The sequence below is a fragment of the Streptomyces sp. NBC_01276 genome (assembly GCF_041435355.1).
GTDB lineage: Bacteria > Actinomycetota > Actinomycetes > Streptomycetales > Streptomycetaceae > Streptomyces.
The window spans coordinates 5922546-5938829 of record NZ_CP108442.1 but is presented as its reverse complement, the minus strand read 5'-3'; the positions used below and the strand labels follow the sequence as shown (position 1 = coordinate 5938829).

The 16284-nt window shown below is 66.4% G+C and carries 13 protein-coding genes and 3 rRNA genes; 5 read left to right on the top strand and 11 right to left on the bottom strand.

Features of this window, described 5'->3' with window-relative positions:
* Nucleotides 1–4 precede the first annotated feature (4 nt).
* The 4 genes from rrf to OG295_RS26715 form a co-directional block, all read right to left on the bottom strand.
* Nucleotides 5–121, bottom strand: a 5S ribosomal RNA gene (gene rrf, locus OG295_RS26730).
* A 106-nt stretch (nt 122–227) separates the two neighbouring features.
* A 23S ribosomal RNA gene (locus OG295_RS26725) occupies nt 228–3350 on the bottom strand.
* A gap of 284 nt (nt 3351–3634) precedes the next feature.
* Nucleotides 3635–5159 (bottom strand): 16S ribosomal RNA (locus tag OG295_RS26720).
* The 16S, 23S and 5S rRNA genes sit together here, the layout of an rRNA operon.
* A gap of 632 nt (nt 5160–5791) precedes the next feature.
* Complete coding sequence (locus tag OG295_RS26715) at nt 5792–6433, bottom strand: DNA-3-methyladenine glycosylase (protein WP_371679186.1); 642 nt, start codon at nt 6431–6433, stop codon at nt 5792–5794.
* 118 nt (nt 6434–6551) lie between these two features.
* On the opposite strand from OG295_RS26715, the gene OG295_RS26710 reads away from it, so the two are divergent.
* The 3 genes from OG295_RS26710 to OG295_RS26700 all read left to right on the top strand — a co-directional run bounded on the left by OG295_RS26710 (nt 6552) and on the right by OG295_RS26700 (nt 8568).
* Nucleotides 6552–7334: a sporulation protein gene (locus tag OG295_RS26710; protein ID WP_371679185.1), complete on the top strand. Its 783-nt coding sequence runs from the start codon at nt 6552–6554 to the stop codon at nt 7332–7334.
* Nucleotides 7335–7381: 47 nt separating this feature from the next.
* Nucleotides 7382–7915, top strand: coding sequence for a YbhB/YbcL family Raf kinase inhibitor-like protein (locus OG295_RS26705; RefSeq protein WP_371679184.1), 534 nt, complete (start codon nt 7382–7384; stop codon nt 7913–7915).
* Between the two features lie 149 nt (nt 7916–8064).
* Complete coding sequence (locus OG295_RS26700; protein ID WP_030233558.1) at nt 8065–8568, top strand: HNH endonuclease; 504 nt, start codon at nt 8065–8067, stop codon at nt 8566–8568.
* Between the two features lie 39 nt (nt 8569–8607).
* On the opposite strand, the gene OG295_RS26695 is transcribed toward OG295_RS26700, so the two are convergent.
* The 4 genes from OG295_RS26695 to OG295_RS26680 form a co-directional block, all read right to left on the bottom strand.
* On the bottom strand, nt 8608–9384 hold the full coding sequence (locus OG295_RS26695; protein WP_371679183.1) for a sulfite exporter TauE/SafE family protein: 777 nt from the start codon (nt 9382–9384) through the stop codon (nt 8608–8610).
* A 90-nt stretch (nt 9385–9474) separates the two neighbouring features.
* Nucleotides 9475–10449 (bottom strand): SPFH domain-containing protein, encoded by a 975-nt coding sequence (locus tag OG295_RS26690; protein ID WP_371679182.1) that lies wholly within the window; start codon nt 10447–10449, stop codon nt 9475–9477.
* An 85-nt stretch (nt 10450–10534) separates the two neighbouring features.
* Complete coding sequence (locus OG295_RS26685; RefSeq protein WP_371679181.1) at nt 10535–10963, bottom strand: NfeD family protein; 429 nt, start codon at nt 10961–10963, stop codon at nt 10535–10537.
* A 92-nt stretch (nt 10964–11055) separates the two neighbouring features.
* Nucleotides 11056–11856, bottom strand: coding sequence for an ABC transporter ATP-binding protein (locus tag OG295_RS26680; RefSeq protein WP_371679180.1), 801 nt, complete (start codon nt 11854–11856; stop codon nt 11056–11058).
* Nucleotides 11857–11991: 135 nt separating this feature from the next.
* Here OG295_RS26680 and OG295_RS26675 point away from each other — a divergent pair, with 135 nt between their 5' ends.
* Nucleotides 11992–12765 (top strand): hypothetical protein, encoded by a 774-nt coding sequence (locus OG295_RS26675; RefSeq protein WP_371679179.1) that lies wholly within the window; start codon nt 11992–11994, stop codon nt 12763–12765.
* A 116-nt stretch (nt 12766–12881) separates the two neighbouring features.
* Here the strand turns inward: OG295_RS26675 and OG295_RS26670 are convergent, their stop codons facing one another.
* The 3 genes from OG295_RS26670 to OG295_RS26660 all read right to left on the bottom strand — a co-directional run bounded on the left by OG295_RS26670 (nt 12882) and on the right by OG295_RS26660 (nt 15062).
* On the bottom strand, nt 12882–13127 hold the full coding sequence (locus tag OG295_RS26670; RefSeq protein WP_371681316.1) for a chaplin: 246 nt from the start codon (nt 13125–13127) through the stop codon (nt 12882–12884).
* Nucleotides 13128–13267: 140 nt separating this feature from the next.
* Complete coding sequence (locus tag OG295_RS26665) at nt 13268–13927, bottom strand: response regulator transcription factor (protein ID WP_266838316.1); 660 nt, start codon at nt 13925–13927, stop codon at nt 13268–13270.
* Nucleotides 13920–15062, bottom strand: coding sequence for a GAF domain-containing sensor histidine kinase (locus OG295_RS26660; protein WP_371679178.1), 1143 nt, complete (start codon nt 15060–15062; stop codon nt 13920–13922). Before OG295_RS26660 ends, OG295_RS26665 begins: the two co-directional genes overlap by 8 nt.
* Nucleotides 15063–15556: 494 nt before the next feature.
* Here OG295_RS26660 and OG295_RS26655 point away from each other — a divergent pair, with 494 nt between their 5' ends.
* Nucleotides 15557–16210 (top strand): transglycosylase SLT domain-containing protein, encoded by a 654-nt coding sequence (locus tag OG295_RS26655; protein WP_371679177.1) that lies wholly within the window; start codon nt 15557–15559, stop codon nt 16208–16210.
* Nucleotides 16211–16284: the final 74 nt, after the last annotated feature.

Sequence of the window (16284 nt, the reverse complement as noted above, 5' to 3'; positions counted from 1 at the left end):
GATTGTTCGGCGGCGTCCTACTCTCCCACAGGGTCCCCCCTGCAGTACCATCGGCGCTGAAAGGCTTAGCTTCCGGGTTCGGAATGTAACCGGGCGTTTCCCTAACGCTATGACCACCGAAACCCTATCGGTTTCGAGCGAACAAGCACACTCTGTAGTTGTGTTCTAGCTCTAGAAACCAGCAACCGTTCGTTGCTTCAGAACTAACACAGTGGACGCGAGCAACTGAGGACAAGCCCTCGGCCTATTAGTACCAGTCAGCTCCACCCGTTACCGGGCTTCCACATCTGGCCTATCAACCCAGTCGTCTACTGGGAGCCTTACCCTCTCAAGGAGGTGGGAATACTCATCTTGAAGCAGGCTTCCCGCTTAGATGCTTTCAGCGGTTATCCCTCCCGAACGTAGCCAACCAGCCATGCCCTTGGCAGGACAACTGGCACACCAGAGGTTCGTCCGTCCCGGTCCTCTCGTACTAGGGACAGCCCTTCTCAATATTCCTACGCGCACAGCGGATAGGGACCGAACTGTCTCACGACGTTCTAAACCCAGCTCGCGTACCGCTTTAATGGGCGAACAGCCCAACCCTTGGGACCGACTCCAGCCCCAGGATGCGACGAGCCGACATCGAGGTGCCAAACCATCCCGTCGATATGGACTCTTGGGGAAGATCAGCCTGTTATCCCCGGGGTACCTTTTATCCGTTGAGCGACGGCGCTTCCACAAGCCACCGCCGGATCACTAGTCCCGACTTTCGTCCCTGCTCGACCCGTCGGTCTCACAGTCAAGCTCCCTTGTGCACTTACACTCAACACCTGATTGCCAACCAGGCTGAGGGAACCTTTGGGCGCCTCCGTTACCCTTTGGGAGGCAACCGCCCCAGTTAAACTACCCATCAGACACTGTCCCTGATCCGGATCACGGACCGAGGTTAGACATCCAGCACGACCAGAGTGGTATTTCAACGGCGACTCCACCATGACTGGCGTCACGGCTTCAAAGTCTCCCACCTATCCTACACAAGCCGAACCGAACACCAATATCAAACTGTAGTAAAGGTCCCGGGGTCTTTCCGTCCTGCTGCGCGAAACGAGCATCTTTACTCGTAGTGCAATTTCACCGGGCCTATGGTTGAGACAGTCGAGAAGTCGTTACGCCATTCGTGCAGGTCGGAACTTACCCGACAAGGAATTTCGCTACCTTAGGATGGTTATAGTTACCACCGCCGTTTACTGGCGCTTAAGTTCTCAGCTTCGCAACCCCGAAAGGTCACTAACCGGTCCCCTTAACGTTCCAGCACCGGGCAGGCGTCAGTCCGTATACATCGCCTTACGGCTTCGCACGGACCTGTGTTTTTAGTAAACAGTCGCTTCTCGCTGGTCTCTGCGGCCACCCCCAGCTCACGGAGCAAGTCCGATCACCAGTGATGGCCCCCCTTCTCCCGAAGTTACGGGGGCATTTTGCCGAGTTCCTTAACCATAGTTCACCCGAACGCCTCGGTATTCTCTACCTGACCACCTGAGTCGGTTTAGGGTACGGGCCGCCATGAAACTCGCTAGAGGCTTTTCTCGACAGCATAGGATCATCCACTTCACCACAATCGGCTCGGCATCAGGTCTCAGCCTTAATGAGGGACGGATTTGCCTACCCCTCGGCCTACACCCTTACCCCGGGACAACCACCGCCCGGGCTGGACTACCTTCCTGCGTCACCCCATCGCTTACCTACTACAAGTCTGGTTCGTCGGCTCCACCACTTTCCTTTCCCCGAAGGGTCCGGAACGGCTTCACGGACTTAGCATCGCCTGATTCGATATTGGGCGTTTCAAAGCGGGTACCGGAATATCAACCGGTTGTCCATCGACTACGCCTGTCGGCCTCGCCTTAGGTCCCGACTTACCCTGGGCAGATCAGCTTGACCCAGGAACCCTTAGTCAATCGGCGCACACGTTTCTCACGTGTGTATCGCTACTCATGCCTGCATTCTCACTCGTGAACCGTCCACAACTAGCTTCCGCTGCTGCTTCACCCGGCACACGACGCTCCCCTACCCATCACAGCGGGCGTTGGCCCTATTGCTGCAATGACACGACTTCGGCGGTACGCTTGAGCCCCGCTACATTGTCGGCGCGGAATCACTTGACCAGTGAGCTATTACGCACTCTTTCAAGGGTGGCTGCTTCTAAGCCAACCTCCTGGTTGTCTCTGCGACTCCACATCCTTTCCCACTTAGCGTACGCTTAGGGGCCTTAGTCGATGCTCTGGGCTGTTTCCCTCTCGACCATGGAGCTTATCCCCCACAGTCTCACTGCCGTGCTCTCACTTACCGGCATTCGGAGTTTGGCTAAGGTCAGTAACCCGGTAGGGCCCATCGCCTATCCAGTGCTCTACCTCCGGCAAGAAACACACGACGCTGCACCTAAATGCATTTCGGGGAGAACCAGCTATCACGGAGTTTGATTGGCCTTTCACCCCTAACCACAGGTCATCCCCCAGGTTTTCAACCCTGGTGGGTTCGGTCCTCCACGAAGTCTTACCTCCGCTTCAACCTGCCCATGGCTAGATCACTCCGCTTCGGGTCTAGAGCGTGCAACTCAATCGCCCTATTCGGACTCGCTTTCGCTACGGCTTCCCCACACGGGTTAACCTCGCTACACACCGCTAACTCGCAGGCTCATTCTTCAAAAGGCACGCAGTCACGACCCATTGGGTAAACCCAATGAGCGACGCTCCCACGGCTTGTAGGCACACGGTTTCAGGTACTATTTCACTCCGCTCCCGCGGTACTTTTCACCATTCCCTCACGGTACTATCCGCTATCGGTCACCAGGGAATATTTAGGCTTAGCGGGTGGTCCCGCCAGATTCACACGGGATTTCTCGGGCCCCGTGCTACTTGGGAGATTCTTAAGCAAGCCGCTGATGTTTCGTCTACGGGGGTCTTACCCTCTACGCCGGACCTTTCGCATGTCCTTCGACTACATCAACGGTTTCTGACTCGCCGACCGGCCGGCAGACCGATCAAAAGAATTCCCACAACCCCGTATGCGCAACCCCTGCCGGGTATCACACGCATACGGTTTGGCCTCATCCGGTTTCGCTCGCCACTACTCCCGGAATCACGGTTGTTTTCTCTTCCTGAGGGTACTGAGATGTTTCACTTCCCCTCGTTCCCTCCACATGCCCTATGTGTTCAGGCATGGGTGACAGCCCATGACGACTGCCGGGTTTCCCCATTCGGACACCCCCGGATCAAAGCTCAGTTGGCAGCTCCCCGGGGCCTATCGCGGCCTCTCACGTCCTTCATCGGTTCCTGGTGCCAAGGCATCCACCGTGCGCCCTTAAAAACTTGGCCACAGATGCTCGCGTCCACTGTGTAGTTCTCAAGCAACGACCAGCCACCCATCACCCTCATCCCTAAGGACCAGGTTCACTGGGGCCGGCATCGCGAAGATAAGACCTTACGGCCGTACCCTCAGATACCCAACAACGTGCCAGGCACGATCCCCTCGACTATCACTGTTTTCCACGCCGAAGCAGTACTTACAGGATGTTCTGGAAACCGTGCCAAATAATCAACGTTCCACCCATGAGCAACCGTGCGATTCATTCGATCGCAGTCGGCTATATGCTCCTTAGAAAGGAGGTGATCCAGCCGCACCTTCCGGTACGGCTACCTTGTTACGACTTCGTCCCAATCGCCAGTCCCACCTTCGACAGCTCCCTCCCTTACGGGTTGGGCCACCGGCTTCGGGTGTTACCGACTTTCGTGACGTGACGGGCGGTGTGTACAAGGCCCGGGAACGTATTCACCGCAGCAATGCTGATCTGCGATTACTAGCGACTCCGACTTCATGGGGTCGAGTTGCAGACCCCAATCCGAACTGAGACCGGCTTTTTGAGATTCGCTCCACCTCACGGTATCGCAGCTCATTGTACCGGCCATTGTAGCACGTGTGCAGCCCAAGACATAAGGGGCATGATGACTTGACGTCGTCCCCACCTTCCTCCGAGTTGACCCCGGCGGTCTCCTGTGAGTCCCCATCACCCCGAAGGGCATGCTGGCAACACAGGACAAGGGTTGCGCTCGTTGCGGGACTTAACCCAACATCTCACGACACGAGCTGACGACAGCCATGCACCACCTGTATACCGACCACAAGGGGGGCACTATCTCTAATGCTTTCCGGTATATGTCAAGCCTTGGTAAGGTTCTTCGCGTTGCGTCGAATTAAGCCACATGCTCCGCCGCTTGTGCGGGCCCCCGTCAATTCCTTTGAGTTTTAGCCTTGCGGCCGTACTCCCCAGGCGGGGAACTTAATGCGTTAGCTGCGGCACCGACGACGTGGAATGTCGCCAACACCTAGTTCCCAACGTTTACGGCGTGGACTACCAGGGTATCTAATCCTGTTCGCTCCCCACGCTTTCGCTCCTCAGCGTCAGTAATGGCCCAGAGATCCGCCTTCGCCACCGGTGTTCCTCCTGATATCTGCGCATTTCACCGCTACACCAGGAATTCCGATCTCCCCTACCACACTCTAGCTAGCCCGTATCGAATGCAGACCCGAGGTTAAGCCTCGGGCTTTCACATCCGACGTGACAAGCCGCCTACGAGCTCTTTACGCCCAATAATTCCGGACAACGCTTGCGCCCTACGTATTACCGCGGCTGCTGGCACGTAGTTAGCCGGCGCTTCTTCTGCAGGTACCGTCACTTTCGCTTCTTCCCTGCTGAAAGAGGTTTACAACCCGAAGGCCGTCATCCCTCACGCGGCGTCGCTGCATCAGGCTTTCGCCCATTGTGCAATATTCCCCACTGCTGCCTCCCGTAGGAGTCTGGGCCGTGTCTCAGTCCCAGTGTGGCCGGTCGCCCTCTCAGGCCGGCTACCCGTCGTCGCCTTGGTGGGCCATTACCCCACCAACAAGCTGATAGGCCGCGGGCTCATCCTTCACCGCCGGAGCTTTTAACCCCCGCCCATGCGGGCAGGAGTGTTATCCGGTATTAGACCCCGTTTCCAGGGCTTGTCCCAGAGTGAAGGGCAGATTGCCCACGTGTTACTCACCCGTTCGCCACTAATCCACCCCGAAGGGCTTCATCGTTCGACTTGCATGTGTTAAGCACGCCGCCAGCGTTCGTCCTGAGCCAGGATCAAACTCTCCATGAATGTTTACCCGTAATCGGGTCAACACACACTTAGAGCGGGCACGTCATGTCGGAATATGACCGACGCGCCACAACGTCCTCGCTGTGTTTGGTTGCCTGCAAGCATCACCCGAAGGCGACCTCACAGGTCTTTTTCAAAGGAACCTCATCCACCGAAGTGGACGGGGTATCAACTTCTGGCGTTGATTTTTGGCACGCTGTTGAGTTCTCAAGGAACGGACGCTTCCTTTGTACTCACCCTCTCGGGCTTTCCTCCGGGCTTTCGTTCTGTTCTTGCGTTTCCGACTCTATCAGACTCTTTCGTGTCCGATTTTCCTCGGCGCTTTCGAGGTTCTGCGCTTTCGCGCTTTCCCTTTCCGGCGATTCCAACCCTACCAGATCATTTCCGCGCCGTTTCCGGTTCTGGATTTGAATTCGGTGACCGTTGGAGGGTCTGTGCCTTTCGGCGCTCCGCTACGTTAGCGCTTTCCCCTTCCGACTCATAATCGAGTCGGGGGGCAGGGAATTCGGGCATGCCGAAAAGGACCCCGCCAGGGGCAAGTCGTAGGTAGTGGTTTCGCCGTTCTGGGGGTCTGCGATGGCAGTACCCCGTTCAAGCGGCTCGGACTACGTTAGGCGTACGTCACGGCCGAGTCAAGTTGGGCGGCGGCGTGGTGCGTGGGGGCGGTAGGGGCTCACCGTCGGGTCGCCGGTGAGCCAGTAGCGGTAGGGGTGGGCGGCCCCCGCGCCGCCCACCCCCGTGCGGGGTCCGTTGCTCACCAGGTCGGGCGGGGTGGCGGTACCAGTGAGGAGGGACAGCGGGGAATCGGGGCCGGCGCAGAGGTCCGTACCGTCGAGGGAGCGGTCGACATCGAGGGCCGTGGCCAGACGGGCCGGGCCCTTGGCCAGTTCTCGGGGGTTCCTGGCGGAAAGTCGACGTTTGGCCGCGAGATCTGCGCCCACCGTGACCTCCCCGGCGCGCAGCAGGACACCGCTCGCATGGCCGGGCGGGCCGCACACCAGGTTGAGGCTGAACCACATGCCGTAGATGAAGTAGACGTACGCGTGTCCGGGCGGCCCGAACATGGACGCGTTGCGCTCGGTGCGGCCGCGGTAGGCGTGGGAGCCCGGGTCGGCCGCGCCCTCGTAGGCCTCGACCTCCGTGATGCGCAGTTCCACGGGGCCGTCCGGCGTGCGGCGGACGAGGACGCGGCCCAGCAGGTCGGGGGCCACGGTGAGGACCGGCCGGTCGAAGAAGGACCGGGGCAGGGGCGTACGGTCGGGGCGCGCGCTCATCCGGTCGAGCGTAGTGGAACGGGCGCCCGTGCAACCGGGGCCTAAGGTTCCGCGTTGGTATGGGGTAGGCGCGACGTAGTCGCCAGTTCCTTAGATATGTATCAGGGGAGATGTGAGCATGGGGTTCAGGAAGCTGTTCGCGAGCCTGGGTGCCGGTGGTGCTTCGGTGGACACGATCATCACCGAGCCGAACGTCGTGCCGGGTGGGATCGTGCAGGGCGAGGTCCGGATCCAGGGCGGGTCCGTGGAGCAGCAGATCGAGGGGCTGTCTGTCGGCCTCCAGGCGCGCGTGGAGGTGGAGGGCGGCGACCACGAGTACAAGCAGGACATCGTCTTCACCAAGCAGCGCCTCGGCGGTGCCTTCCAGGTGCAGGCCGGCGCGCTGCACGTGGTGCCGTTCGGACTGGAGATCCCGGCGGAGACGCCGATCACCCACTTCGGGGGTCAGCACCTGCACGGGATGAGCATCGGGGTCAGCACCGAGCTGGAGATCGCGCGCGCGGTGGACGCGGGCGACCTCGACCCGATCAACGTGCACCCGGTGCCGGCGCAGCAGGCGATCCTCGACGCCTTCCGGCAGCTGGGCTTCTCGTTCCGCAGCGCGGACATGGAGCGCGGGCACATCCGCGGCACCCGGCAGACGCTGCCGTTCTACCAGGAGATCGAGTTCCTGCCGCCGTCGCAGTACCGCGGTCTGAACCAGGTGGAGCTGACCTTCGTCTCGGACGGCCGTGAGATGGACGTCGTGCTGGAGATGGACAAGAAGCCGGGCCTGTTCAGCGAGGGCAGTGACACCTACCGCTGCTTCCAGGTGGGTCTGCAGTCGTACGAGGGAACGGACTGGGCCGCGTACCTGAACCAGTGGATCGCGTCGGTCGGTTCGCAGCGCAACTGGTTCTAGGCTCGGGCCCGTACGCCCGTACGCGTTTCCCCTCAGGAGGTACAGCAGTGGCCGAACAGAACAGGGCTCCCCTTCCGCACGCTTTCCACCCGGAGGTGCCTTCCTTCACGGTGACGAGCGACGACGTCGCACCGGGGGCCGATCTGCACGCGGCCCAGGTCCTGACGGGCAAGAACGTCTCGCCGCAGCTGCGGTGGGAGGGCTTCCCCGAGGGGACGAAGAGCTTCGCGGTGACCTGCTTCGACCCGGACGCCCCGACGGGCAGCGGGTTCTGGCACTGGGTGCTCTTCGACCTGCCGGTCTCGGTGACCGAGCTGCCGGCCGGTGCGGGCAGCGGGGACTTCGCCGGCCTGCCCGAGGGTGCCGTGCACGCGCGGAACGACTACGGCACGCGTGACTTCGGCGGCGCGGCTCCGCCGCGCGGGGAGCGGCACCGGTACGTGTTCACCGTGTACGCGGTGGACCGGGAGCAGCTCGGGCCGGACGAGGACTCCTCTCCGGCGGTCGTCGGTTTCCATCTGCGGTTCCACGCGCTCGGCCGGGCCCAGCTGATCGGTGAGTACGAGGCTCCGACGCGCTGATCGTTCTCCGCGTGTTCGCCCGGTCCTGGTCTAAAGACGGCCAGGACCGGGCATTTTTATTGCGTTGTCCCGCGTGGCGCGCGCGGCCAGAGTGGTTGCGGGCCCTGCCGCCGGGGTGGTCGCGGGCCTGCACACGGGAGGTGGGCGAGATGCGGGACACGCTGGTGCTGAACGCGAGCTTCGAGCCGTTGTCGACGGTGACGCTGAACCGGGCTGTGGTCCTGGTGCTCCAGGACAAGGCCGTGGTCGAACAGTCGCATCCCGAGCTGCGTGTGCGTGCGGCCACCATGGAGTTGCCGATGCCTCGGGTGATCAGGCTGTGCAGGTACGTCCGGGTGCCGTTCCGAAGACATGCTCCCTGGTCACGGAGGGGGGTGTTGGTCCGGGACCAACACCGGTGCGCGTACTGCGGGAAGCGCGCGACGACCGTGGACCACGTGCTCCCGAGGGCGCAGGGCGGTGGGGACACCTGGCTGAACACGGTGGCCTCCTGCGCGGAGGACAACCACCGCAAAGCGGCTCGGACTCCTGAGGAGGCGGGGATGCCGTTGCTGCGCAAGCCCTTCGTCCCGTCCCCGGCCGACGCGATGCTGCTCGCCCTCGGGGTGGGCGGGCAGGACGGGCTGCCCGAGTGGCTCGGGCGTAGCGCCTGAGCCACTCGTCCGCTGGGCGGCGTATTCCTCGTACGCCGTTCAGCGGAGGAGGAGCTGGACGATCGCCAGGATCCCGACCGTCACGATGACGGCGCGCAGGACGGTCGGCGGGAGGCGCCGGCCGACCTTGGCGCCGATCTGGCCGCCGATGGTGGAGCCGACGGCGATGAGGACCACGGCCGTCCAGTCGAACTCGGCGACGAAGAGGAAGAAGACGGCCGCGATGCCGTTGACGAGGGCGGCCACGATGTTCTTGACGGCGTTGATCCGTTGCAGGTCGTCGTGGAGGAAGAGGCCCATCAGCCCGAGGTAGAGGACGCCCTGCGCGGCGCCGAAGTAGCCCCCGTAGGCGCTGGCGAGCAGCATGCCGGTCATGAGGGCCGGGCCGCCGTCCGGGTGGGCGGTGTCGCCGCCGGCGGCTTCCTGGCGGCGGCGCACGGCCGCGGCGAGGCGGGGCTGGAGGACGACGAGGACGAGTGCCAGGCCGATGAGGACGGGCACGATCGTGTCGAAGGAGTCCGACGGCAGGTTGAGGAGCAGGATCGCGCCCGCGAGGCCGCCGACGAGGGAGACCGCGCCGAGCCGCAGGACGCGGGCGCGCTGGCCCCGGAGCTCCTTGCGGTAGCCGAAGGCTCCGCTGAGGGAACCGGGCACCAGGCCGAGGGTGTTGGACACGTTCGCGGTGACCGGGGGCAGTCCGGTGGCGAGCAGCACCGGGAAGGTGATCAGGGTGCCGGAACCGACGATGGTGTTGATGGTGCCGGCGCCGATTCCGGCGGCGAAGACCGCGAGTGATTCCCAGACGGACATGGACATGGACGGAGCCATCCCCTTTGCGTGAGTGAGTCGCCTCCCCGCCATGAAGGTCGAGGGGCCTCACCGATCATGCACGAGGGGAGGGCGGCGTCAGTCGATGGGGGGCTGTTCCCGGCGGTCCTTGGCGCTGTCGGCCTCGGGGGCGCCCTTTCCGGGGGCCTGGGGGTTGAAGCCGGCCGAACCGCCGCCCAGGGGGCCGAAGTTGCCCATGGCTCCGGAGAGTCCCTTGAGGGCGTCCCCGATCTCGCTGGGCACGATCCAGAGCTTGTTGGCGTCGCCCTCGGCGATCTTCGGGAGCATCTGGAGGTACTGGTAGGCGAGGAGCTTCTGGTCGGCGTCGCCGGCGTGGATGGACTCGAAGACCGTACGGATGGCCTGGGCCTCGCCCTCGGCCTTCAGTGCGGCGGCCTTGGCCTCACCTTCGGCGCGGAGGATGGAGGACTGCTTCTCGCCCTCGGCGCGCAGGATCTCGGACTGGCGGACGCCTTCGGCCTGGAGGATCGCGGCGCGCTTGTCGCGGTCGGCGCGCATCTGCTTCTCCATCGAGTCCTGGATGGAGGTCGGCGGCTCGATCGCCTTGAGCTCGACGCGGTTGACGCGGATGCCCCACTTGCCGGTGGCCTCGTCGAGGACTCCGCGCAGGGCGGCGTTGATCTCCTCGCGGGAGGTCAGCGTCCGCTCCAGGTCCATGCCGCCGATGATGTTGCGCAGGGTGGTGACGGTGAGCTGCTCGATGGCCTGGATGTAGCTGGCCACCTCGTACGTCGCGGCGCGGGCGTCGGTCACCTGGTAGTAGATGACGGTGTCGATGTTGACGACCAGGTTGTCCTGGGTGATGACCGGCTGCGGCGGGAAGGGGACGACCTGCTCGCGGAGGTCGATCCGGTTGCGGATCGAGTCGATGAACGGGACGACGATGTTGAGGCCCGCGTTGAGGGTGCGGGTGTAGCGGCCGAACCGCTCGACGATGGCTGCGCTGGCCTGCGGGATCACCTGGATCGTCTTGACCAGGGCGATGAAGACCAGAACCACCAGGATGATCAGGACGATGATGATCGGTTGCATGCGGTTCCCCGTGCCCTTCCGGCTGTCTGTGCTGCCCCGTTCAGCGGAGTCTCGCAGACCCCGGGGCCGCGGGTGGGCTGCTTGCTCACATGACGACCGCGGTCGCCCCGTCGATGTCGACCACGTCGACGGACTGACCCGGTTCGAAACTGGTGTCGACGTCCAGGGTGCGGGCGGACCAGACCTCGCCCGCGAGCTTGATCCGGCCGCCGCTGCCGTCGACGCGTTCGAGGACGAGGGCGGATCTTCCCTTCAACGCCTCGATGCCGCTGCGGTGTTGGGGCCGCTGGTTCCGGTGTCGGTTGGCGATCGGCCGGACGACGGCGATCAGCGCGACCGACACGATGACGAAGACCAGGACCTGGGCCACCGCTCCCCCGCCGAGGGCCGCCGTGCCGGCGGCCGCGAGCGCGCCGACGGCGAACATGCCGAACTCCGGCAGTGCGGTCAGGACGAGCGGGATGCCCAGTCCGGCCGCGCCGATGAGCCACCACACCCACGCGTCGATGTTCACATCGTCATGGTAGGTCGGGTGGGTGCGTCCGGACAGGGCGCGGGCGCGGGGCACGCGCCCCGGCCCGGCGGCGGACCGGGGCTCGACGGCGCCTAGCGCAGCGGCAGGCCCTGCGCGGTCCAGCGGTCGTGGTCGTTGCGCTCGACGACCAGCGGGAGGCCGAAGCAGAGGGAGAGGTTGCGCGAGGTCAGTTCCAGGTCGATGGGACCGGCGGTGACGACCTTGCCCTGGCGGATCATCAGGACGTGCGTGAAGCCGGGGGCGATCTCCTCGACGTGGTGCGTGACCATGACCATCGACGGGGCCATCGGGTCGCGGGCGAGGCGGCCGAGGCGGCGTACGAGGTCCTCGCGGCCCCCGAGGTCCAGGCCCGCGGCGGGCTCGTCGAGGAGGAGCATCTCGGGGTCGGTCATCAGGGCGCGGGCGATCAGGGTGCGCTTGCGCTCGCCCTCGGAGAGGGTCCCGAACTTCCGGTCGAGGTAGTCGCTCATGCCGAGGCGGTCGAGGAAGGCGCGGGCGCGCTGCTCGTCGACTTCCTCGTACTCCTCCTGCCAGGTGGCGGTCATGCCGTAGGCGGCGGTGAGCACGGTCTGCAGGACGGTCTGCCGCTTCGGGAGCTTGTCGGCCAGCGCGATGCCGGCGACGCCGATGCGCGGGCGCAGCTCGAAGACGTCGGCGCCGGGCTTGCCGAGGGTGCTGCCGAGGATGGTGGCGGAGCCCTTGGTGGGGAAGAGGTAGCTGGAGGCGAGGTTCAGCAGCGTGGTCTTGCCGGCGCCGTTGGGGCCGAGGATCACCCAGCGCTCCCCCTCCTTCACCGACCAGGAGACCTGGTCCACCAGAGCCCGGCCCTCGCGGACCACGGATACGTCCACCAGCTCCAGAACATCGCTCATGAGCGTGTTGTCACCCCTTGCAGTCACGGTTCTCTGTGCGCGCCTGTAGGCGCGGCCCCAGGGGAAAACCTACGCCACTCTCGGCGGGCCACGGGCGCCAGGCCGGGTCCCGCGCCGGATCCGTAGAGTGGGGGGATGCTTTTCGAACCACGTTCAGGGCGGCTGGCCGCCTGGGGGAACGCTCTGCTGGCCGGTCTGGTCTCGCCCGACGAGGCCGCGCTGTCGATCGTGGGCGAGGACGCCGTGCACCGGGTGGCCGGGCTGCCGGGGGAGGCGGGGCCGGTCGGGCTCACGCTGGCGCTCGGGCGGCTGCGTGCGCTGGGGGTGAGCGGGCTGCGGGTGGCGCTGCCGGCGCCGGGGCATCCGCTGGGGCTGAGCGGGCCGCCGGAGTTCAACGCGCGGGCGCTGGAGGCCGAGGAGGCCGTGGTGTGCGCGGGTGCGGCGCTGGGTCTGGTGCCGGAGGTGACCGAGGCGGGCCCGGCCGGTGACGTCCACGTCTCGGTGCTGTGGCAGTGCCTGCCGGTGCGGGAGGCCCCGCCGGCGGACGTGCCCTCGCTCGGGGAGGCGGAGCGGGAGCTGGCGGAGGCGCTGCGCGAGGCGACGGTGGTGCTGACCCGGCTGGACGTGGCGGGGTCGGGTCCGGTGGCGGAGGCGGCGCTGTCGGTGTACCGGGCGCGGGCGGAGGCGGGCCGTGACGTGCTGGCGCCGGGGTACCCGGCGCGGGCGGTACGGGTGCTGGCGCTGGCGCAGCGGGTGGACCTGATGGTGTCGCTGGCGTACGAGAACGGGCACGGCGGTGCGGTGGCCGCCTCGGAGATGGCGGCGCGGGCCGAGGCCCTGCGGCCGGTGGAGCGGGTGGCCCGGCGGGCGCTGGTCGCGGCGTACAACGCGGCGGTCGAACAGCGGTAGCCAGGGGCGGGCGCGGGCCGGGCGCGGCACGGCCCCGCTTCCCGGGGAGAAGGGGGGAAACGGGGCCTGCGGGGTGCGGCCGGCACCCCGGGGGGTGCGGGATCCGGCCGGGTGCGTCAGGCGTTGACGCCGGTGTTGCCGAAGGCGGGGTTGAGCAGGCCGATCACGTTGACGGAGTTGCCGACCACGTTCACGGGGACGTGCACGGGGACCTGGAGCAGGTTCCCGGAGGCCACGCCGGGCGAGTTCAGGGCCTCGCCCTCCGCGGACGCACCGCCGTGCGCCGAGGAGACACCGGCGCCGGCGGCGACGAGGCCGCCCGCGATCATGGTGGCGGCTGCGGCCTTCTTGAAGTTCTTCACGTTCTCGTCCTCCAGTACGTCTGCCGCGACCAGCCGTCGCGGCACGTGCTGGAGAACGGCGCCCCGGCCCGTGGGGATACGCCATGTGGGCTACATACACCCGACCGTATGAATCTCCCTTGAAGGGATTGTCGTTCCGGTCAGTCCGCGAGGCCGTGTCTGACCGCCCACAGTGCGGCCTGCGTCCGGTCGGAGAGGTCCAGTTTCATCAGGATGTTCGACACGTGCGTCTTGACCGTCTTCTCGGAGAGGACGAGCGCCCTGGCGATCTCGCGGTTGGAGCGGCCGTCCGCGATCAGGCCGAGGACCTCCCGCTCGCGGTCGGTCAGCGCGCCCGGACGGCCCGCCGCGGCGGGCCGGTCGTCCTGGGCGGCTAGCAGGGCCTCGGCCACCTCCGGCTGGAGCAGGACGTGGCCCGCGTGCACGGAGCGGATGGCTCCGGCGAGCGCGTCGGGGTCGATGTCCTTGTAGAGGTACCCGGCGGCTCCGGCCCGCAGGGCGGGGACCACGGTCCGCTGCTCCGTGAAGCTGGTGACGATCAGGACCCGTGCCGGGTTCGCGAGCCCGCGCAGTCTGCGCAGGGCCTCGATGCCGTCGGTGCCCGGCATCTTGACGTCCATCAGGATCACGTCGGGCCGCAGCTCCTCGGCGCGGGCGATGCCCTCCTCGCCGTCGGCGGCCTCGCCGACCACCTCGATGTCCTCCTGGACCTCCAGGAAGGTGCGCAGGCCGCGCCGGACCACCTGGTGGTCGTCGACCAGCAGGACGCGGACGCGGTGACGGCCGGGAACCTCAGCCACCGGGTACCTCCATCTCGATCGTGGTGCCCCGACCGGGCTCCGAACGGACGTCGAGGCGGCCTCCGGCCCCGCTCGCGCGGTCCCGCATGGAGACCAGCCCGAGGTGGCGGCCCGCCTTGCGGACGGTGGGCGGGGAGAACCCCCGGCCCCAGTCGCGCACGCGCAGCAGGGCGCCGCCGGCGGGGGTGCGGGCGAGGGTGACCTCGACGCGGTCGGCGCCGGAGTGGCGCAGGGCGTTGTGGAGGGCCTCCTGGGCGACGCGCAGGAGCGCTTCCTCCTGGGACGCGGGCAGCGCCCGTACGCCGTCGCAGGTGAAGGTGACGGCCGCGGTGTGGGCGCGGTCCAGGACGCGGACGTGGTTGCGCAGGGTGGCGACGAGGCCGTCCTCGTCCAGCGCGGCGGGCCGCAGCTCGGTGACGGCGGCGCGCAGCTCGTCGGCGGCCTCCGCGGCCAGTGCGGCGACCTCCTGGAGCTCCCCCTTGGCACGGGCGGGGTCCCGGTCGACGAGGGCGGCGGCGGCCTGCGCGGTCAGCCGCAGGGAGAACAGCTTCTGGCTGACGGCGTCGTGCAGCTCGTGGGCGAGGCGGGAGCGCTCCTCGGCGATGGTCAGCTCGCGGCTGCGCTCGTAGAGGCGGGCGTTGGTGAGGGCTATGGCGGCGTGCTGGGCGAGGAGGGAGAGGAGTTCCTCGTCCTCGTCGGTGAAGCCGCCGGGGCCGCTCCCGCCGCGTTTGTTCGCGAGGAAGAGGGCGCCGATGGTCTCCTCCCCGTCCCGGATGGGCAGGCCGAGGAAGTCGGACATGTCGGGGTGGGCGGCGGGCCAGCCCCCGAAACGCGGGTCCTCGCGCACGTCGGCGAGCCGCTCGGGCTCCTCCTGGTGGAGCATCGCGGCGAGGATGCCGTGCTGGCGGGGCAGCGGGCCGATGCGGCGCCACTGTTCCTCGCTGATGCCGTCCACGACGAACTGGGCGAAGCCCCCGTGGTCGTCCGGGACGCCCAGGGCCGCGTACTCGGCGTCCAGCAGTTCCCGGGCGGAGGCGACGATCGTCCGCAGGACGTCGTGGACCTCCAGGCGGCGGCTCATGGCGAGCAGCGCGCTGCTGACGGCCGCCAGTCCCGAGCGGGGTCCGTTGTGCATGGGGCCACCGTACCGGCGGCCCTGACCTGCGGGATCGGGCTTCGGGCGTAGGACCGGGGCCGGAGCCGGTCGGCCGAAGGGCGGGGGTGGGAGGGCTGCCCCGTCCACCCGGAGGAGGAGGCGGCGGGGGGCCTGCCCCTCCTCTGGGCGGACTCCGGTCACACCATGCGTTGCTGGTGCAACTCTGGGTGAGGTGGCCGCGAGGTCGATGTGAGCCCGCGCATAGGACGCACATCACTTACGAAGCCGCCTAGTGGACGCGTAAAGACGCTGTCAGTACGGGCGCGCCTTGCATCGGGGGCCGTATCCGGGCTCCGGCCGACGGGGCTGATCCACTAAGCGGGATCGTACGTCACACCTTTGCCAGGCGATTTTGCCGCCGCTAAGAATGTCGACGTCGCCCAGCGCCGCCGGATCCCGGATCCTCGCGGCGCTGTCCTGGCACCGCCCCTTGATTCCCCACGGGGTGCCCCCGTCGAAGAGGTTGCCCCGCCATGTCTGCTTCCAGCACTCCCGGTCACAGTCGTCTGACGAAGGCACACAAGCTCTCCCTCGCCGGTGTCGCCACGCTCGGTGCCGCCGCCCTCGCCTTCTCCCTCGTCCCGGCCGGTGCCGGTGACGGTGCCGCCCAGGCGCGGCCGGAGGCCGTCGTGTCCGTGGCCCCCGTGGCCTGGAGCCAGTCGGTGAAGCAGAACCTCAACGCGCAGCACCTCGTCGCCGACCAGAAGGCCAAGGACGCCGCGAAGGCGAAGGCCGAGGCGCAGGCGAAGAAGGACCGCGAGCAGAAGGCGGCGGCGAGCCGTTCCACGGTCCGCACCCCGATCTTCGCGAACAACCTGGACGGCTGGATCAAGGAAGCCCTCTTCATCATGAAGAAGGAGGGCATCCCGGGCACCTACTCCGGCATCCACCGCAACATCATGCGCGAGTCGAGCGGCAACCCCCGCGCGATCAACAACTGGGACATCAACGCCCAGAACGGCATCCCGTCGAAGGGCCTGCTCCAGGTCATCCAGCCGACCTTCGCGGCGTACCACGTCAAGGGCACCAAGTTCGACCTGTACGACCCGGTCGCGAACATCGTCGCCGCGTGCAACTACGCCGCCGACCGCTACGGCTCGATGGACAACGTGAACAGCGCCTACTAGGCACCGCGTACCCCCATGCGCCTCAGGGCGGCCCCCGGACTTCCGGGTGCCGCCCTGAGGCGTTCGCGTGCGGG

Coding starts and splice junctions, on each gene's coding strand:
- OG295_RS26715 (WP_371679186.1), bottom strand. CDS start 6,433: ATGAGCGCGCGCCCCGACCGTACGCCCCTGCCCCGGTCCTTCTTCGAC.
- OG295_RS26710 (WP_371679185.1), top strand. CDS start 6,552: ATGGGGTTCAGGAAGCTGTTCGCGAGCCTGGGTGCCGGTGGTGCTTCG.
- OG295_RS26700 (WP_030233558.1), top strand. CDS start 8,065: ATGCGGGACACGCTGGTGCTGAACGCGAGCTTCGAGCCGTTGTCGACG.
- OG295_RS26695 (WP_371679183.1), bottom strand. CDS start 9,384: ATGTCCATGTCCGTCTGGGAATCACTCGCGGTCTTCGCCGCCGGAATC.
- OG295_RS26690 (WP_371679182.1), bottom strand. CDS start 10,449: ATGCAACCGATCATCATCGTCCTGATCATCCTGGTGGTTCTGGTCTTC.
- OG295_RS26680 (WP_371679180.1), bottom strand. CDS start 11,856: ATGAGCGATGTTCTGGAGCTGGTGGACGTATCCGTGGTCCGCGAGGGC.
- OG295_RS26675 (WP_371679179.1), top strand. CDS start 11,992: ATGCTTTTCGAACCACGTTCAGGGCGGCTGGCCGCCTGGGGGAACGCT.
- OG295_RS26660 (WP_371679178.1), bottom strand. CDS start 15,062: ATGCACAACGGACCCCGCTCGGGACTGGCGGCCGTCAGCAGCGCGCTG.
- OG295_RS26655 (WP_371679177.1), top strand. CDS start 15,557: ATGTCTGCTTCCAGCACTCCCGGTCACAGTCGTCTGACGAAGGCACAC.